Source organism: Marinibacterium sp. SX1 (assembly GCF_050389775.1).
In the GTDB taxonomy this organism is placed as follows: Bacteria; Pseudomonadota; Alphaproteobacteria; order Rhodobacterales; family Rhodobacteraceae; genus Marinibacterium.
In genome coordinates this window covers 2256357-2274784 of sequence record NZ_CP177144.1, presented here as the reverse complement: position 1 = coordinate 2274784, position 18428 = coordinate 2256357, and the positions used below count along the sequence as shown (strand labels likewise).

15 protein-coding genes are annotated in these 18428 nt (G+C 66.6%); 9 read left to right on the top strand and 6 right to left on the bottom strand.

All coding sequences use genetic code 11. The annotated features are described in order from the left end of the window. The first annotated feature begins 25 nt into the window (after positions 1-25). From glmU to ACK3BB_RS10075, 4 genes are read left to right on the top strand one after another with little or no spacing between them, the layout of a single operon-like run. Positions 26-1387: a bifunctional UDP-N-acetylglucosamine diphosphorylase/glucosamine-1-phosphate N-acetyltransferase GlmU gene (gene glmU, locus ACK3BB_RS10090; protein ID WP_428928585.1), complete on the top strand. Its 1362-nt coding sequence runs from the start codon at positions 26-28 to the stop codon at positions 1385-1387. After that, positions 1387-3201 (top strand): glutamine--fructose-6-phosphate transaminase (isomerizing), encoded by a 1815-nt coding sequence (glmS, locus tag ACK3BB_RS10085; RefSeq protein WP_428928584.1) that lies wholly within the window; start codon positions 1387-1389, stop codon positions 3199-3201. Before glmU ends, glmS begins: the two co-directional genes overlap by 1 nt. Before the next feature lie 44 nt (positions 3202-3245). After that, the gene (locus ACK3BB_RS10080) at positions 3246-3830 is read left to right on the top strand and encodes a pyridoxamine 5'-phosphate oxidase family protein (RefSeq protein WP_428928583.1); all 585 of its coding nucleotides are present in this window, start codon (positions 3246-3248) and stop codon (positions 3828-3830) included. 5 nt (positions 3831-3835) lie between these two features. Further along, positions 3836-4546, top strand: a complete 711-nt coding sequence (locus ACK3BB_RS10075; protein WP_428928582.1) for a DNA alkylation repair protein — start codon at positions 3836-3838, stop codon at positions 4544-4546. Between the two features lie 255 nt (positions 4547-4801). Here ACK3BB_RS10075 and ACK3BB_RS10070 read toward each other — a convergent pair whose 3' ends face one another. Beyond that, positions 4802-5221, bottom strand: coding sequence for a hypothetical protein (locus ACK3BB_RS10070; RefSeq protein WP_428928581.1), 420 nt, complete (start codon positions 5219-5221; stop codon positions 4802-4804). A gap of 183 nt (positions 5222-5404) precedes the next feature. Between ACK3BB_RS10070 and moaA the strand changes: the two genes are divergently transcribed. Both moaA and ACK3BB_RS10060 read left to right on the top strand, forming a co-directional pair. Further along, positions 5405-6412 carry a GTP 3',8-cyclase MoaA gene (gene moaA / locus ACK3BB_RS10065; protein ID WP_428928714.1) on the top strand — a complete coding sequence of 336 codons (1008 nt, stop codon included), beginning with the start codon at positions 5405-5407 and terminating at the stop codon, positions 6410-6412. Next, positions 6412-7707, top strand: a complete 1296-nt coding sequence (locus tag ACK3BB_RS10060) for a 3-deoxy-D-manno-octulosonic acid transferase (RefSeq protein ID WP_428928580.1) — start codon at positions 6412-6414, stop codon at positions 7705-7707. Before moaA ends, ACK3BB_RS10060 begins: the two co-directional genes overlap by 1 nt. Before the next feature lie 132 nt (positions 7708-7839). On the opposite strand, the gene ACK3BB_RS10055 is transcribed toward ACK3BB_RS10060, so the two are convergent. From ACK3BB_RS10055 to ACK3BB_RS10040, 4 genes are all read right to left on the bottom strand, one after another. Beyond that, positions 7840-9003 carry a M20 aminoacylase family protein gene (locus ACK3BB_RS10055; protein ID WP_428928579.1) on the bottom strand — a complete coding sequence of 388 codons (1164 nt, stop codon included), beginning with the start codon at positions 9001-9003 and terminating at the stop codon, positions 7840-7842. Positions 9004-9027: 24 nt separating this feature from the next. Continuing rightward, positions 9028-10194 (bottom strand): M20 aminoacylase family protein, encoded by a 1167-nt coding sequence (locus tag ACK3BB_RS10050; protein WP_428928578.1) that lies wholly within the window; start codon positions 10192-10194, stop codon positions 9028-9030. 66 nt (positions 10195-10260) lie between these two features. Continuing rightward, on the bottom strand, positions 10261-11436 hold the full coding sequence (gene argE / locus ACK3BB_RS10045) for an acetylornithine deacetylase (protein WP_428928577.1): 1176 nt from the start codon (positions 11434-11436) through the stop codon (positions 10261-10263). A 1-nt stretch (position 11437) separates the two neighbouring features. Then, the gene (locus tag ACK3BB_RS10040) at positions 11438-13261 is read right to left on the bottom strand and encodes a dipeptide ABC transporter ATP-binding protein (protein WP_428928576.1); all 1824 of its coding nucleotides are present in this window, start codon (positions 13259-13261) and stop codon (positions 11438-11440) included. A 273-nt stretch (positions 13262-13534) separates the two neighbouring features. Here ACK3BB_RS10040 and ACK3BB_RS10035 point away from each other — a divergent pair, with 273 nt between their 5' ends. The 3 genes from ACK3BB_RS10035 to ACK3BB_RS10025 all read left to right on the top strand — a co-directional run bounded on the left by ACK3BB_RS10035 (position 13535) and on the right by ACK3BB_RS10025 (position 17362). After that, a complete protein-coding gene (locus ACK3BB_RS10035; protein WP_428928575.1) occupies positions 13535-15259 on the top strand; it encodes a peptide ABC transporter substrate-binding protein in 1725 nt (574 codons plus the stop codon). A gap of 89 nt (positions 15260-15348) precedes the next feature. Next, positions 15349-16356: an ABC transporter permease gene (locus ACK3BB_RS10030; RefSeq protein ID WP_428928574.1), complete on the top strand. Its 1008-nt coding sequence runs from the start codon at positions 15349-15351 to the stop codon at positions 16354-16356. Beyond that, positions 16349-17362 (top strand): ABC transporter permease, encoded by a 1014-nt coding sequence (locus ACK3BB_RS10025; protein ID WP_428928573.1) that lies wholly within the window; start codon positions 16349-16351, stop codon positions 17360-17362. The genes ACK3BB_RS10030 and ACK3BB_RS10025 overlap by 8 nt, the downstream gene beginning before the upstream one ends. 78 nt (positions 17363-17440) lie before the next feature. Here ACK3BB_RS10025 and ACK3BB_RS10020 read toward each other — a convergent pair whose 3' ends face one another. Further along, a complete protein-coding gene (locus tag ACK3BB_RS10020; RefSeq protein WP_428928572.1) occupies positions 17441-18175 on the bottom strand; it encodes a hypothetical protein in 735 nt (244 codons plus the stop codon). Positions 18176-18428: the final 253 nt, after the last annotated feature.

Here is an 18428-nt window from a genome sequence, read left to right as displayed (position 1 = left end):
AACCATTCATTAAGGGATATCCCCCATGGAGACGAGCCTCGTCATCCTCGCCGCCGGCAAGGGCACGCGGATGCAATCCGACCTCCCCAAGGTGCTGCACCAGGTGGCCCATGCGCCGCTCCTGGCCCATGCCATGCGCGCCGGCGCCGCGCTCGACCCGGCGCGCACCGTCGTGGTGGCCGGCCATGGCGCCGAGGCCGTTGCGCAAGCGGCGGAAGAGGAAAACGCGCAGGCCCGTGTCGTGCTGCAGCAGGAGCAGCTGGGCACCGGCCATGCCGTGATGCAGGCCCGCGAGGCCATGGCCGGATTCGCCGGCACGGTCATCGTGCTCTACGGCGACACGCCATTCATCACCGAGGCCACGCTGCAGGCGATGATCGCCGCCCGGGCCGATCACGACGTGGTCGTGCTGGGCTTCGACACGCCCCAGCCCGGGCGCTACGGCCGGCTGAAGATGGACGGCGACCAGCTGACGGCCATCGTCGAATTCAAGGATGCCGATGCCGAGGAACGGGCCATCACCCTGTGCAATTCCGGCGTCATGGCTTGCGATGCCACCCTGCTCTTCGACCTGCTCGACCGGGTATCGAACGACAATGCCTCGGGCGAATACTATCTGACAGATATTGTCGAACTGTCACGCGCCGCCGGCAAGAGCGCCACGGCCGTGGTCTGCCCCCAGGACGAAACCCTGGGCGTCGACAGCCGCGCGGGCCTGGCCCGGGCCGAAGCGCTGTTCCAGGACCGCGCCCGGGCCGAGCTGCTGGAACTGGGCGTGACCCTGACCGCGCCCGACACCGTCTACCTGGCCCATGACACGATCATCGGCCGCGACGTGACCGTCGAGCCCCACGTGGTCTTCGGCCCCGGCGTGACGGTCGAGACGGGGGCCACCATCCGGGCCTTTTCCCATCTCGAAGGCTGCCATGTCAGCCGCGGCGCCGTGGTCGGGCCCTATGCCCGCCTGCGCCCCGGGGCCGAGCTGGCCGAGGACACGCGGGTCGGCAATTTCGTCGAGATCAAGAACGCCACCATCGCCGAGGGCGCCAAGGTCAACCACCTCAGCTACATCGGCGATGCCTCGGTCGGCGCGGGCACCAATATCGGCGCCGGCACGATCACCTGCAATTACGACGGCTTCCTCAAGCACCACACCGAGATCGGCGCCGGGGCCTTCATCGGCTCGAACACCATGCTGGTCGCCCCGGTCAAGGTCGGCAACAATGCCATGACGGCCAGCGGCTCGGTCATCACCACCGACATCCCCGACGGCGCCCTGGCCCTGGCCCGCGCGCGCCAGGACACCAAGCCCGGCCGGGCGCTGAAGCTCTTCGACTACCTCCGGGCGCGCAAGCAACAGCAGCAAAAAAGCAAGGAGCAGGGATAATGTGCGGCATCGTCGGAGTCCTGGGCAATCACGAGGTTGCTCCCATCCTGGTCGAAGCGCTGAAACGGCTGGAATACCGCGGCTATGACAGCGCCGGGATCGCCACGATCAACGACGGTCACCTCGACCGGCGCCGGGCCGTGGGCAAGCTGATCAACCTGTCCGACAAGCTGGTCCACGAACCGCTGCGCGGCAAGTCGGGCATCGGCCACACCCGCTGGGCCACCCATGGTTCGCCCTCCGAGGGCAACGCCCATCCCCACAAGGCCGGGCCGGTGGCCGTGGTGCACAACGGCATCATCGAGAACTTTGCCGAGCTGCGCAGCGAGTTGGCCGGCGAAGGCTTTGCCGCCGAGACCCAGACCGACACCGAAACCGTGGCCCTGCTGGCGCAGATGTACATCGCCCGGGGCATGACCCCGGTCGAGGCGGCCTTCACGGCCATCGACCGGCTTGAAGGCGCCTTTGCCCTGGCCTTTCTCTTTGACGGCGAGGCCGACCTGATCGTCGCCGCGCGCAAGGGCTCGCCGCTGGCCATCGGCTGGGGCGAGGGCGAGATGTTCGTGGGCTCGGATGCCTTTGCCCTGGCGCCGATGACCGACCGGGTGACCTATCTCGAAGAAGGCGACCGGGCCGTGGTAACCCGCCAGGGCGCCGAGATCTTCGACGCCGCCGGCCACCGGGCCAACCGGGCGGTCACGCGGATCGAAGACATCGACGGCCAGGTCGAAAAGGGCGGCCACAAGCATTGGATGTCGAAGGAAATCGCTGAACAGCCGTCGGTCATGGCCGATGTGCTGGGCCATTACCTGGGCTCCGGCACGCTGAAATTCCCCGAGGGCGACCTGGATTTCACGGGCATCGACCGGGTGATCATGGTGGCCTGCGGCACGGGCTATTACAGCTGTTTCGTGGCCAAGTACTGGATGGAAACCCTGGCCCAGATCCCCGTCGAGGTCGATATCGCCAGCGAGTTCCGCTATCGCGAGCCGCCGCTGTCCGACCGCACCCTGGCCGTCTTTGTCAGCCAGTCGGGCGAAACCGCCGACACCCTGGCCGCCATGCGCTTTGCCGCCGGCAAGTGCCGCATCGCCTCGATCGTCAACGTGGCCCAAAGCTCGATCGCCCGCGAGGCCGACCTGGCCCTGCCGATCCTGGCCGGGCGCGAGATTTCCGTGGCCTCGACCAAGGCCTTCACCTGCCAGCTGATGGTGCTGGCGCTGATGGCGATCAAGGCCGCGGCCGACCGGGGCACGCTGACCGCCGCCGCCCTGGCCGACCGCATCGCCGCGCTCAGGACCCTGCCCGCCCTGGCCAGCCAGGCCCTGGCCGCCGGCCCGCAAATCAACGCGCTGTCACAGGAATTGTCCGAAGCCCATGACGTGCTGTTCCTGGGCCGCGGGGCGATGTACCCGCTGGCGCTGGAAGGCGCGCTGAAGATGAAGGAGCTGTCCTACATCCATGCCGAGGGCTATGCCTCGGGCGAGCTGAAACACGGGCCCATCGCGCTGATAGACAGCCATGTGCCGGTGATCGTCATGGCGCCGTCGGACCACCTCTTCGACAAGACCGTGTCCAACATGCAAGAGGTCATGGCCCGGGGCGGCAAGGTGCTGCTGGTGACCGATGCCGCGGGGGCCGACAAGGCCGGCCATGGCTGCTGGGGGGTCATCCGCATGCCCGAGGCCGACCCGATGTTCGCCCCGGTGCTCTATGCCATCCCGGCCCAGCAGATCGCCTATCACACGGCCATCGCCAAGGGCACCGACGTGGACCAGCCGCGCAACCTCGCGAAATCCGTCACGGTGGAGTAACGTCGCGGCAGGTTCAGCAGGCGGTTTCGTGGAAAGGGGACCAGATGGCCAAGCAGTTCGACCGGATCACCGATGATCAGAAGGCCTTTGTCGAGGCCCAGCACATGTTCTTTACCGGCACGGCGGCGCCCGACGGGCGGGTCAATGTCTCGCCCAAGGGCCAGGATGCCCTGCGCATCCTGTCGCCCAACCGCGTGGTCTGGCTGAACCTGACCGGGTCGGGCAACGAAACCGCCGGCCACCTGCTGGAACATCCGCGCATGACGCTGATGTGGTGTTCCTTTGAACGGCGCCCGCTGATCTACCGGATGTATGGCACCGCCCGCACGATCCACCGGGGCGATACCGATTGGGACGGGCTCTATGCCCTCTTCCCCGATCACCCCGGCGCGCGGCAGGTCTACGACATGGCCGTCGAGATGACCCAGACCTCCTGCGGCTATGCCGTGCCCTTCATGGATTTCGCCGGCGACCGCGACACGCTGACCCGCTGGACCGAGGACCGCAAGGGCCGCGACGGCGGGCTGCCGGCCTATTGGGCCGAGAAAAACATGCAGACCATCGACGGCCGGCCCACGGGCTTCCCCCAAGACCTGACCCGGGCGCCCCGGCCCGAAGAGGCGGGCTGAGCCGCATGCCCGGCACGATGGCAGGGACCACGACGCAGGCAACCGACTGGCTGGACCGGCTCGGCGCGCTCGAAGATGCCACCCGCGCGGAAGGCAGCGCGGCCTATCACAAGGCGCCCCGGCGCTATCTGGGCGTGCCCAACCCGGTGCTCAACGACATGGCCCGCGAGGCCCGGACGACGCTGGACATCGACACCCGGCTGGCCGTGGCCCGTGGCCTGTGGGACAGCGACATCCACGAGGCGCGCATCCTGGCGGCCAAGGTCCTGACCCAGGCGCGCATCCGGCCCGATGACGGGGCCTGGGCGCTGATCCGGTCCTGGGTGCCCGATTTCGATGCCTGGGCAATCGCCGATCACGCCTGCACCGCCGGGGCCAAGCGCCTGCTGACCGATCCCGCCCGGCTGGACGAGGTCGAGGCCTGGACCGGCTCGGCGCATCTGTGGACCCGCCGGGCAGCGCTGGTCATCACCCTGCCCTGGACCCGCCAGAACCACCCCAAGCCGGCCGAGCTGGCCGCGCGGGACCGGGTGCTGGGCTGGGCGGCGGGCTATGTCGACGATGGCGACTGGTTCATCCAGAAGGCCGTGGCCTGGTGGCTGCGCGACCTGTCCAAGCACGATCCGGCCCGGGTCCGCGATTTCCTCGACCGGCATGGCGACCGGATGAAGCCCTTTGCCCGCAAGGAAGCCGCCCGGCTGCTGCCCGCCGCCTGATCCGGGCGCGACCGGGTTGTGTCGTGTCAATGCCCCCGCCTCGGGGCCATACAGTGCCGGAACGCGCCCGTCTCGGGACCAAGTCGTGTCTACCAAGGCGCGCGCCCGTCACAGGGCTATGTCATCTCGGCCCCGGGGACGCACCCCGGATCTTCGGGTCGCGCCACAGATGTTTCGGAACGATCAAACCCCGTTCAGGCCCGGGTTCCAGAACAGATCAAGACACAGATTTCCGCACGGATTTGGGCGCGGGCCTCAGCGCGCGCCGATCACCGTGACCTCGACCAGTTCGGTCAGCGGCGCTCCGATGGCCTGCATGGCCAGCACCGACATCCGGCTGCCCGATCCCGGCTCACCGCCCGTCGGCCGCAGGGTCAGCGTCACGGTCGAACCCTGGTATTGCACCTGGCCGGTCTGTTCGGCCCGGGTCAACGGCGTGTCCATCCACAGGCCCGGCCGCCCGGGATCGCCCAGCGAGGCCACCGTCGTGCCCAGCGTCGCAGTGCCCGACACCGGCAGCGCCACGGGCACCTCTTCGGTCGGGGCGGGTTTCAGGACGGGCATGTCGGGCTCTGTCGCCACGGTCGGCACCGCATCGCTGTCCGAGCCGTCAAAGACCCCCTTGACCGTCTCGCAGCCTGCCAGCGCCAGGGGCGCCGCAAGCACTATCGTCATCCAGACTCGCATGCGCCCTACATAGGCCGCGCCGGGCCGTCCGTCCATCACCCCCGCCCCCGGCCCCGCCGCCCACGGCGCCCGGCCGCTCACGCCGGGCCCTGCGCTCACGCAATGCTCATGGCCGGCCGGACGCGCTGCCTCTTGTCGCGGGGCAACGGGACGTTTACCTCTTGATCCATGATACAGCCGCCGCTCATCGATCCCTTTGCCCGCGCCATCACCTACCTGCGCGTTTCGGTCACCGACCGCTGCGATTTCCGCTGCGTCTATTGCATGGCCGAAAACATGACCTTCCTGCCCAAGAAGGAACTGCTGACCCTCGAAGAGCTGGACCGCATGTGTTCGACCTTTGTCGGCATGGGCGTGGAAAAACTGCGGATCACCGGGGGCGAACCGCTGGTGCGGCGCGATATCATGACCTTCTTCCAGTCCATGTCGCGCCACCTCGACAGCGGCGCGCTGAAAGAGCTGACCGTCACGACCAACGGCTCGCAACTGGCGCGCTTTGCCAAGGACCTGGTGGCCGCCGGCGTCAAGCGGGTCAATGTCTCGCTCGACACGCTGGACGAGGACAAGTTCGCCCGGGTCACCCGCTGGGGCCGGCTGCCGCAGGTGCTCAAGGGCATCGACGCTGCGCTGGACGCCGGGCTGAAGATCAAGATCAATGCCGTGGCCCTGAAGGGCTTCAACGAGGAAGAGCTGCCCCGGATCACCGAATGGTGCGCCGACAAGGGCATGGACCTGACCTGGATCGAGGTCATGCCGATGGGCGACCTGGGCAACGAGGACCGCGTCGGCCAGTACTGGTCGCTGCGCGACGTGCGTGCGGCCTATGAACAGCATTACACGGTCAGCGACCTGGCCGAGCGCACCGGCGGGCCGGCGCGCTATGTGCGGCTGGAAGAGACCGGGCAGAAGATCGGGTTCATCACCCCGCTCAGCCACAATTTCTGCGAAAGCTGCAACCGCGTGCGGCTGACCTGCACCGGCGAATTGTACATGTGCCTGGGCCAGGATGACATGGCCGACCTGCGTGCGCCGCTGCGCGATTTCCCCGGGGACAACCGGGCGCTGCAGGAAGCCATCCGCGCGGCGATCGGGCTGAAGCCCAAGGGCCACGACTTCGATTATTCCCGCCGCCGCGCCGATGGCCAGGTCGCCCGGCACATGAGCCACACGGGCGGGTGATGTCCCGGCCGGGCGGTGCAACCCCGCTCTACACGCTTTACTCCGGCCTGACCCGGCTGGCTGCGCCGCTTGTTCTGCACCACGTCGGGCGCAAGCTGTCGGACCAGGGGGTCGAGGCCCGGCGCATCCGCGAACGGGCCGGCCGGCCCAGCCTCGACCGTCCCCCGGGTGAGCTGATCTGGTTCCATGGCGCCTCCGTGGGCGAAAGCCTGTCGGTGCTCAGCGTGATCGACCGGCTGGCCCGGCGTCGGCCCGACGCGCATTTCCTGGTGACCTCGGGCACGGCTTCCTCGGCGCAGATTCTGGCCCGCCGGCTGCCGCCCCGGGCGCTGCACCAGTTCGCCCCGCTGGATGCGCCGCACTATATTGATCGGTTCCTCGATCACTGGCAGCCCCGGGCGGGCATCTTTGTCGAAAGCGAGCTCTGGCCGGGCATGCTGGTGCGCGCCCGCGACCGGGGCCTGCGGCTGGCCCTGCTGAATGCGCGACTGTCCGAGAAATCGGCCCGGGGCTGGGCGCGCCACCCCGACACGGCGCGGATGGTGCTGGATTGCTTTGACATCCTGCTGACCCAGAACGCCACGATCGCCGAGCGCCTGCGCCTGATGGGCGCTGATGCCGAAAGGCTGTCGGTCGGGGCCAATCTCAAGGCCGCGGCCGCCCCCCTGCCCGTCGACGAGATCACCCGCGACGAGCTGCGCCGCGCCCTGGGCGACCGGCCGGTCTGGGCGGCCAGTTCGACCCATCCGGGCGAAGACGAGATCGTGCTGGATGCCCATGCCCGGGTGCTGGAGCGCCATCCCGATGCCCTGCTGCTGCTGATCCCGCGCCACCCCGAACGCGGCGACGACCTGCAACGGATGATCGCCGAGCGCGGCCTGGCCCGCACCCGGCGCAGCGCGGGCGAGCGGATCACGGCCGCCACCCAGGTCTACCTGGCCGACACGCTGGGCGAGACCGGCACCTGGTACGCCGCCTGCCCTCTCATCCTGCTGGGCGGGTCGCTGCTGCCTGACATCGGCGGCCACAACCCGTTCGAACCGGCGGTTTCCGGGGCGGCGGTGCTGACCGGGCCGCACGTGGCCAATTTCTCGGAAACCTTCGGGCCGATGATCGACCGTGGCGCGGCCACCGAGGTCGCCACCCCGGCCGAGATCGCCGGCAAGGTCGGCGACTGGCTGGCCTCCCCGGCCCTTCTGGCAGACAAGCGCGCGGCCGCCCGGGCATTTGCACGGACCGAGGCATCGGCCCTCGACCAGGTCATCGACAGGATGATCGACTGCCTGGCGCTCTGACCTGCTGCTTCTTTCTCTTTCCAAGTATCCCAACCCGACCGTGCCACGGGCGGTGCCGTCGCACAGGGGTATTTCACCCAAGAAGAAGACAGGACGCGGCGCCTTGTCCCTGCGCCGCGCCTGGATCTCAGGTCAGGCCGCGGGCATGCGGCGCTCGACGATGCCGGCATACCAGCTGCAGCCGGCCGGGATGACGTCGTCGTTGAAATTGTACTTGGGGTGATGGACCAGGGCCGTGTCGCCGTTGCCCACCAGGATATAGGCGCCCGGCCGCTCTTCCAGCATGAAGGCGAAATCTTCGCCGCCCATGACCAGCGGCGCATCGGCGCAATCGCCGGCAACCTCGCGCGCCACCTCGACGGCGAAATCGGTCTGTTCGCCGGAATTCACCATCACCGGGTAATTGCGCAGGTAGTCGATGCTGACACTGCCTCCGAAGGTGGCCGCGATCCCATCGCAGATGCCGGTGATCCGGCTTTCGGCCAGGTCGCGCATGTCCTTGGACATGGTCCGCACCGTGCCGCGCAGCTTGACGCCCTGGGGGATGACGTTGAACGCCTTGGACGAGGTTTCGAACGAGGTTACAGACACCACGACCTGGTCGACCGGATCGGCATTGCGGCTGGCGATGGTCTGCAGCGCCAAGATGGCCTGGGCCGCCATGACGGTGGTGTCGACGGTGTCCTGGGGCTTGGCCGCATGGCCGCCCTTGCCCTCGAAATCGATCTCGAACACATCCGTGGCCGCAAAGAACGCGCCCGGGCGGATCGAGAAGGCCCCGGCCGGCTGGCCCGGCCAGTTGTGCATGCCATAGACCTCCTGGATGCCCCAGCGGTCCATCATGCCGTCGTCGCACATGGCCTTGCCCCCGGCCCCGCCTTCCTCGGCCGGCTGGAAGATCACCACCACCGTGCCGTCGAAATGGCGCGTCTCGGCCAGGTATTTCGCCGCGCCCAGCAGCATGGCCGTATGGCCGTCATGGCCGCAGGCATGCATCACGCCGGGGGTCTTGGACGCGTATTCGACGCCGGTATCCTCGAGGATCGGTAGGGCATCCATGTCGGCCCGCAGGCCGATGACCTTGCCGGCGCTGTCGGTCTTGCCCTTGATCACGCCGACCACGCCGGTCCGGCCGATACCCGTGACAACCTCGTCACAGCCGAACTCGGCCAGCTTGTCGGCCACCAGGGCCGAGGTGCGGTGGGTTTCATAGAGCAGTTCGGGATGTTCGTGGATGTCGCGGCGCCATGCGGTGATCTCGTCATGCAGCTCGGCGAAACGGTTCTTAACGGGCATCTGTAAAGGTCCTTCGTGGTGATGTCAGGCGGCGGGCATGCGGCGTTCGACCAGTTCGACGAACCAGCTGCAGCCCACGGGAATGGCCGCGTCGTCAAAGACATAGGCCGGGTGATGGCACATCGCGCTGTCTCCGTTGCCCAGGAAGGCATAAGCCCCGGGCCGCTCTTCGAGCATGTAGGAGAAATCTTCGGACGGCATGATCGGATTGCAATTGTCGTCGACCTCGGGCGTCACCGCCCGGGCCGCATCGGCGGCAAAGGCCGCCTGTTCGGCGCCGTTGACCGTGACCGGATAGCCCGGGGTCCAGGTGACCGTTGCAGTGGCGCCAAAGGCCGCGGCGGTGTCTTCGGCCACCCGGCGCACCCGGGTTTCGACCAGGCCGCGCACATCGGGGTCCAGCGTGCGCATCGTGCCGGTCAGCCGGGCGGTCTGGGGGATGATGTTGGACTGGTTGCTGTCGGTCTCGAAGGTGCCGACGGTCAGCACCGTGGGTTTCAGCGGATCGACATTGCGCGACACGATGGAATGCAGGGTGACCACGATCTGGCTGGCCACCAGCGTCGTGTCGATGGTTGTCTGCGGTTCGGCCGCATGGCCGCCGCGCCCGGTCACGACGATCTCGAACTCGTCGGACGAGGCCTGGATCGGCCCCGGGCGCACGTGGAACGACCCCACCGGCAGGCCCGGCGCATTGTGCAGGCCATAGACTTCCTGGATGCCCCAGCGGTCCATCAGCCCGTCCTGGCACATTTCCAGCCCGCCGGCCCCGCCCTCTTCGGCCGGCTGAAAGATCAGCACGACCTTGCCGTCGAAATGGCGCGTCTCGGCCAGGTATTTCGCCGCGCCCAGCAGGATCGACGTGTGGCCGTCATGGCCGCAGGCATGCATCACCCCGGGGTTTTCCGACGGGTAATCGACGCCCGAGGCCTCGGTGATCGGCAGGGCGTCCATGTCGGCGCGCAGGCCGATGACCCGGCCCGACGTGTCGGTGCGGCCTTCGATCACGGCCACGACACCGGTCCGGCCGATGCCCGTGGTGATGTCGGTCAGGCCGAATTCCTTCAGGCGCTCGACGACAAAGGCCGCGGTGCCATGCACGTCGAACAGCAGTTCGGGATGGCGGTGAAGATGGTGGCGCCAGCCGGTGATCTCGTCCGACATGTCGGCCAGGCGGTTCTTGATGGGCATGTGTTCGCGTCTTTCCCGGGGATGACCCGTAGGATGGGTGATCTCACCCATCCCGCCAAAAGCGCCTCAGGACAGCCGGTCCAGCAGGCGCGCCATGAAATCCTGCCCGGCGTCGAGCTCGGCGATGGACAGGTACTCGTTCTCTTGGTGGGCCTGTTCGATGCTGCCCGGCCCGCAGATCACCGCCGAATAGCCCGCGTTCTGGAAATGGCCGGCCTCGGTGCCATAGCTCACGGCATGATTGCCGTTGTCGCCGGTGATCTGGCGCACCAGGGCCTCGGCGCTGCCCTCGTCCTCGGGCACCAATGGCGGCACGGTGAAGAACGCCGCCCGCTCGATCCAGGCCTCGGGGCGCACGGCCTGCATGTCGGCCTGGATCTCGTCGGCCCGGGCCTCGAAGGCCGCGCACCAATCGGCCACGGTCTCGCCGGGCACCAGCCGGCATTCGACGGCAAAGGTGCAATCGCGAGCGGTGATGTTATGGGCCGTGCCCCCGGCGATCATGCCGACATGCTGGGTCGACCAGGGCGGGGTGAACAGCGCCGCAACCTCGGTCGGCGTGCGGGCCATGTTGGCCGCGTTGCGCGCATTGACCCAATCGATCAGCTTGGCCCCGTACATGATCGCCGAGACCCCGGTATGGACCAGCGAGGAATGCACCTCGTAGCCATGCACATGGACGTGATAGCCCGTCCCGCCCTTCTGGCCGGTCACGGCCTTCATCAGCGACGGCTCCCCGATGATCGCATCGCGCCCGCGCGGCACCACGCCATCCATCGCTTCGATCAGGGGCGGCGCGCCCATGCAGCCGATTTCCTCGTCGTAGCTGAACGCGATCTGCAGGGGCCGCACCAGATCGCGTTTCGACCCTTCGACCAGGGCCCAGATGGCCAGGGCGTCAAAGCCCTTCATGTCGCAACAGCCCCGGCCATAGAGCCGGCCATCGCGTTCGACCACCGTGAAGGGATCGCTGTCCCAGGCCTGGCCTTCGACCGGCACCACGTCGGTATGGCCCGACAGCACCACGGCGCCTTCTTCCCAGGGCCCGACATGGGCAAAGAGCCCGGCCTTGGCCTCGTCGCCGGGCTTGTCGACGCGGTGGCTCTCGATCCCGTGCGAGGCCAGGTAATCCTGCACCCATTGCACCAGGTCCAGGTTGCTGCGGTCCGACACCGTGGGAAAGGCGACCAGCGCCTCCAGGATCGCGCGGGGGCTGAGCGTTTCGGCCTTGGATGCGGACATGTCAGTAGCCGCTGTCGGTGGTCAGCACGAAATGGCCCGGCTCGACCTCGGCATAGGCCGAGGGTTCCGGTTCGTATTCCACCGGGTGGATGGGCGACGGGATCGGCTTGAAGTTCAGGTCGCGCTCGGATTTGCGCAGGCTCGGATCGGCGATCGGCACGGCCTTCATCAGCGCCCGCGTATAGGCATGCTGGGGATTGCCGAAGATCTTCTCGCGCGGGCCCATCTCGACGATGCGGCCCAGGTACATCACGCCGACATCGTGGCTGACCCGTTCGACCACGGCCATGTCATGGCTGATGAAAAGATAGGACAGCTGCAGCTCGGCCTGCAGTTCCATCATCAGGTTCAGAACCTGGGCCTGCACCGACACGTCGAGCGCCGAGACCGCCTCGTCGGCCACGATCAGCTTGGGGCGCAAGGCGAGCGCGCGGGCAATGGCCACGCGCTGGCGCTGGCCGCCCGACAATTCATGGGGATAACGGCGCATGAAGCTGCGCGGCAGGTGGACCCGGTCGAACAGGCTTTCGACCCGTTCGCGGATATCGACACCCGCGCTGGGGTAATTGTAGAGCGGTTCGGCCACCTGGTCGGCCAGCTGCATCTGCGGGTTCAGCGAGGCAAAGGGATCCTGGAAGATCATCTGCATGTCGACGCGGGCATCGCGCAGGGCGTGGTCGTCCAGTTCGGTGATCTCGACCCCGTCCAGGTTGACCGAGCCCGATTGCGGCTGGACCAGCCGCAGGAGCGACCGGCCGACGGTCGACTTGCCGCAGCCGGATTCGCCGACCAGCGACAGGGTCCGGCCCTTGTTGATCGTGAAGGACACGTCTTCGACCGCATGCACATTGGCCACGGTGCGCCGGAAGAACCCGCCCTTGACCGGGAAGCGCGTGACCAGGTTGCTGACCGTCAGCAGGGTCTTGTCGGTGCCGGGGATGGGCGCGATCTTCTGGCCCTCGACGCCCATCAGCTTCATCGGCTCGGGCGCGGCCTTGCCGTCCATCTCGCCCAGCTTGGGCACGGCGGCCAGCAGCGCCTGGGTATAGGGGTGCTGGGGGTTCTCGAAAATCTGGGCGACGGGGCCTTCCTCGACCTTCTCGCCGCGGAACATGACAACGACACGGTCGGCCATCTGGGCGACCACGGCCATGTCATGGGTGATGAACATCACGGCCGTGCCCGTCTCGCGCTTGAGCCGGTCCATTAGGGCCAGGATCTCGGCCTGGATGGTCACGTCAAGCGCGGTGGTCGGCTCGTCGGCGATCAGCAGGCGCGGCTCGCAGGCCAGGGCCATGGCAATGACCACGCGCTGGCGCATGCCCCCCGACAATTCGTGGGGATATTGCTTCATCCGCCGTTCGGGCTCGGGGATGCGCACCTGGCGCAACAGCTCGACCGCCCTTTCGCGGGCGGCCTCGCGGCTCAGCCCCTTGTGGACGCGCAGGCCTTCGGTCAGCTGGCGTTCGACCGTGAAGACCGGGTTCAGCGCCGTCATCGGCTCCTGGAAGATCATGCCGATCTGGTTGCCCCGGATGCCGCGCATCAAATCCTGGTCGGCGCTGGCCACGTCGATGTCGGTGCCCGGCTTGCCATCGGCGTCGAACAAAAGTTCGCCGCCCGTAATTTCACCGCCCCCGAATTCCACCAGCCGCATCAGCGACAGCGATGTCACCGACTTGCCCGACCCGCTTTCGCCCACCACGCAGACCGTTTCGCCCGCGTTGATGTCGAAGGACACGCCCTTGACGCCCTCGACCGGGCCGTCCTTGGTCTGGAATTCGACCCTGAGCCCCTTGATCCGTGCAATCGGCTGATCCAGCAAACCCGATACTCCCGTTCCTGCGATGCTGAACGCTATGGCGGCGCCCGAGGCAGTGTCAAACCCCCGTGCCGCTTTCCCTACCGCCACCCTTGCAATTTTCCGAATCTCTGTTTCGATATTCGGCGTGCCCGGTGCGGTTGAGCGCATCCTGACCGGCGGCAAGGCCAAGTGCCTGTGTCGCCGCGAGGTTTCGCCAGGCTTCGGGATCAAAGAGCCGCCACCAGAGCGGCAAGACCAAGGCCGGCGGAAGCCGTGTCCAACATGGAGTGTAACATGACCCTCAAGACCCTTTTGCTCGGCGCGACCGCGACCGTGGCGCTGACCGGCACGGCCTTTGCCGAAGGCCATGACGGCGAGCGCGGGCGTGATGGCAACGTCAGCATCATCTACTGGCAGGCCCCGTCGATTCTGAATCCGTTCCTGTCCGGCGGCACGAAGGACATCGAAAGCTCCTCTCTCGTGGTCGAACCGCTGGCCCGCTACGACGAGACCGGCGCGCTGGTGCCCTGGCTGGTCGACGAGGTGCCGACCGTGGCCAACGGCGGCGTCAGCGAGGACCTGACGACGATCACCTGGAAGATCTCGGAAGGCATCGTCTGGTCGGACGGCACGCCGCTGACCTCGGCCGACGTGAAATTCACCGCCGAATACTGCATGCATCCCGAAGGCGGCTGTGCCCAGGGCGCGTTCTTTGACGGGGTCGAAACCGTCGAGGCGCTGGACGACCTGACCGTCAAGGTGACCTTCAACCAGCCCAAGCCCAATCCCTACGGGCCCTTCGTCGGTGGCCAGTCGCCGATCATCCAGGCCGCGCAATTCGCCGAATGCCTGGGCGCCCGTGCCCCCGAATGCACCGAGGCCAATTTCAACCCGATCGGCACCGGCCCCTTCAAGGTGGTCGAGTTCAAGCCGAACGACGTGATCACATTCGAAGCCAACGAGAATTTCCGCATCGAGGGCAAGCCCGCCTTTGCCACCGTGACCTTCAAGGGCGGCGGCGATGCCGCGGCGGCCGGCCGGTCGGTGCTGGAAACCGGCGAGTTCGACTATGCCTGGAACCTGCAGCTGGCCCCCGATGTCATCGCCTCGATGGAATCGGCCGGCAAGGGCGTGGCCATCGCCGGCTTCGGCCCGCTGGTCGAACGGATCGAGATGAACCTGACCAACCCCTCGGCCGACCTGCCGCCCGAGACCCGGGCCACGGTGGCCGAACCGCATCCCTTCCTGAGCGACAAGGTCGTGCGCGAGGCCATGTCGATGGCCATCGACCGCGAACTGCTGGTCGAGGTGGGCTATGGCAAGGCCGGCAAGCCGACCTGTGACCTGGTGCCCGTGCCCGACAATTACGCCGCCCAGAACACCAGCTGCTTTGCCCAGGACATTGCCGGGGCCAATGCCATGCTGGACGAGGCCGGCATCGTCGACAGCGACGGCGACGGCATCCGCGAAAAGGACGGCGTGCCGCTGAAGGTGCTCTACCAGACCTCGACCAACGCCGTGCGCCAGGACTTCCAGGCCCTGATCAAGCAATGGTGGACGGAAATCGGCGTCGAAACCGAGCTGCGCAACGTCTCGGGCTCGGTCTTCTTCGGGGGAGACCCGGGCAGCCCGGACACGTTCCAGAAGTTCTATGCCGATGTCGAGATGTACGCCAACACGTTCAACGGCACCGACCCCCAGCAATACCTGGCGGCCTATCGCTGCGGCAACGAGCCGAAGCCGGCGAGCCAGTGGCAGGGTGAGAACATCAACCGCTTCTGCGAAGAGGAATACGACGCCCTGATCGACGAGCTGGCCCGCACCGGCGACATCGCGGCGCGCGGCGAGATTGCCAAGAAGATGAACAACATGCTGACCGTCGACAGCTGGACCATCGTGCCCCTGGTGCACCGTGGCCGGGTGTCGGCCCATGCTCTGGACCTGGGCGGCGTCAAGCTGAACACCTGGGACAGCGAGCTGTGGAACGTCGCTGACTGGTACCGCAAGAAGGGCAGCTGATCGGCGCGCCCGCGGCCGGCTCTCACCATGGGGGCCGGCCGAATTGTATCTTCTGACAACGCACCGATCGGAAAAGGCATCCCCGAAGAATGCTGACATACACCCTCCGAAGACTGGTCGTGGCCGTCCCGACCCTGCTGTTCATCAGCCTGGCCATCTTCATGTTGCTCGAACTCGCGCCAGGCGATCCGATGGCCCAGGTGCCGCTGACCGTCCCGCCCGAGGTCAAGGAAAAGATGCGCGAGGCGCTGGGGCTGGGCCAGCCGATGCACGTCCGCTTCGTCAAATGGCTCTACCAGTTCTTCGTCATCGAACCGGCGGTCTTCGTCGACACGCTGTTCGGCACGTCCTGGGCCGAAGGCCAGCTGCGCGTGATTTCCTGGCAGACCCGCTCGCCGGTCATGGAAATCGTCGTCCAGCGCCTGCCCCAGACACTGACCGTCGTGGGCCTGGCCTATGTGGTCGGCGTGCTGATCGCCCTGCCCATCGGGATCTATTCGGCCTACAAGCAGTACTCGGTCTTTGACCAGGCCGGCACGTTCATTTCCATGGTCGGATTCTCGGTGCCGCCGTTCTTTTCGGGCGTGCTGGTCATCGTGATCTTTTCAGTCCAGCTGGGCTGGTTCCCGTCGATCTACGACACCACGCTCAAGGTCGACAGCTGGGAAACCTTCTGGCTGCAGGTCAGGCAGATGGTCATGCCCGTGATGGTGCTGGCCCTGCAGACCACGGCCCAGATCTCGCGGTTCATGCGGGCGTCGATGCTGGACAACCTGAACCAGGATTACGTGCGCACCGCCCGGGCCAAGGGCCTGAGCGAGGCCACCGTCGTCATGATCCACGTCCTGCGCAATTCGATGATCCCGGTGATCACCGTCATCGCGCTTGGCGTGCCGTCGATCTTCGGCGGGGCGATCATCACCGAACAGGTGTTCAAGGTGAACGGAATCGGCCAGCTGCTGATCACCGCCATCGAGGCCAACGACCTGCCGATGGTCCATACCCTGACCTTCATCTTCGCCGTGCTGATCGTGCTCTTCAACCTGATCGCCGATGTGCTCTACGGCGTGCTCGACCCGAGGATCCGCTATGACTGAGGCCAATGAAAGCCGCGTCACCGCCGTGACCTCGGCCGTGGTCACCGAACCCCTGACCGATCCCATCCCCTCGGCGCCGCCGCGCAGCCAGTGGGTGGATGTCTGGCACCAGTTCCGCCGCCACCGCGGCGCGCTGGCCGGATTGGTCGTCTTCGTGACGATCCTGCTGGTCGTCTTCATCGGGCCGTTCATCTATCCGCAGGACGCCAAATACGTGCCGACAGGCCGCGAGTTCCTCAATCTCAAGGACATGCGCCCGGCCTACGTGCTGTTGTGGGATGCCGATGCCAAGGCCGACTGGGCCCATCCGCTGGGCACCGACAACATCGGCCGCGACACCCTGGCCCGGCTGATGCAGGGCGGGCAGGTGTCAATCACCGTGGGGCTGGCGGCCATGCTGCTGTCGCTGGTGCTGGGCACCTTCGTCGGCGTGACGGCCGGCTATTTCCGCAAGCTCGACGGGCCCCTGATGCGGGTGACCGACCTGTTCCTGGCCCTGCCCCTGCTGCCCCTGCTGCTGGTCACCGTGCTGCTCTTCCGCGAGCCGCTCAAGGTCGCCTTTGGGGTCGAAGGCGGGATCTTCGTGCTGATCGTCTTCATCGTCGGCGTGACGTCGTGGATGCAGACGGCGCGGATCGTGCGGGGGGACGTCCTGGCCCTGAAGGAGCGCGAATTCGTGCTGGCCGCCCAATCGATCGGCACCCGCAACAGCAAGATGGTGGTGCGCCACATCCTGCCCAACGTGCTGTCGCCGATCATGGTCTCGGCCACGCTGGGCATTGCCACGGCGATCATCACCGAAAGCGCCCTGTCCTTCCTGGGTTTCGGCTTTCCGCCGGATTTCCCGACCTGGGGGCGCCTGCTGAACGATGCCGTCGACCGGATGACCTTTTTCCCCGAACGGGCGATCTGGCCCGGGGTGCTGATCTCGGTCACCGTGCTCAGCGTCAACTACATGGGCGACGGGCTGCGCGACGCGCTCGATCCGCGCATCCGCGGGCGGTAATCCCCCGCGACCGCCGGCCCCCGTCCATCGCGACAAACGGCCCCCGCCCCGCCCGGGCGGGGGCTTTTCATTCCCGCCCTACTTCCTGGGCTTGGTGGCCTTCTCGTTCTTCTTCAACGTATCCGGCCCGGCGGTCGCATCCTTCGACGCCCAGTCGATCCAGGCCTTGTTGTCCTTGATCAGCTGGTTGCCCTCGGTCATCGCCTTGGCATTCCGGTCAATCAGCTTCTGCGTCCGCGACGCCAGCGAATTCATGTGGCCGGCAAAGTTCTGGGCATCCTGCGACAGCGAAAAGAACTCGGCCTGCGGCGCGGTGGAAAAGCCCATCGGGATCTTGGCGCAGGTCATGAAGGCATCGTGCAGCGTGCGGCCGTATTCTTCGAGCATCTTGGCCAGCTTCAGGTTGTCCTTCAGCTGTTTCTGCCGCGTGGTCATGTCCTTGACCAGCCCGGTCAGCACCTTGTCGTAATCCACCAGGCACTTGCGATAGGCCTCGACGGCCTTCTTGGCCTGCGGGCTGTCATGGCCATATTGCCCGGCCGCCTTGAGCGCCGCCGCGAATTTCGCCAGCGAGCCGCTGTCGGGCCAGTCCACCTTGACCTTCAGAGCCGCATCCGCCGCCGCAACCGCCGACTTGGCGTTCTTCAACGCCTTTTCCATCACCGGGTTCTTGAAGTATTTCAGATCGTCCCAATCCAGGGATTTCTTTGAACTGACCTTCTTGGCGTAATCGTTGAGCTTCTTGACCTCGGCCAGCTTGCCATAAACATCCTTGGCCTTGAAAAACGCATCCAGCGCGGCAATCCAGTTCATCGTTAAACTCCTTCAACAATCGATGGGCAATCGGGAAACAATCTTTCGGCAGTCATCCGGCCATGGGGCAATTGATCCGCTGGCCGGTTTCGGAGATGGAAAGATCCCGGAATGGGCGCATCCGGGAATTGGACGATTTCGGGACCAACTTCGCCCGCTCGGGACCACCGTAGCCCGAACAATCAAAAACGCAAAACACAGGTGACCCGAAATGGATCACCTGCGCCTTGCGAAAGTTTGCAATGTCAGGCCC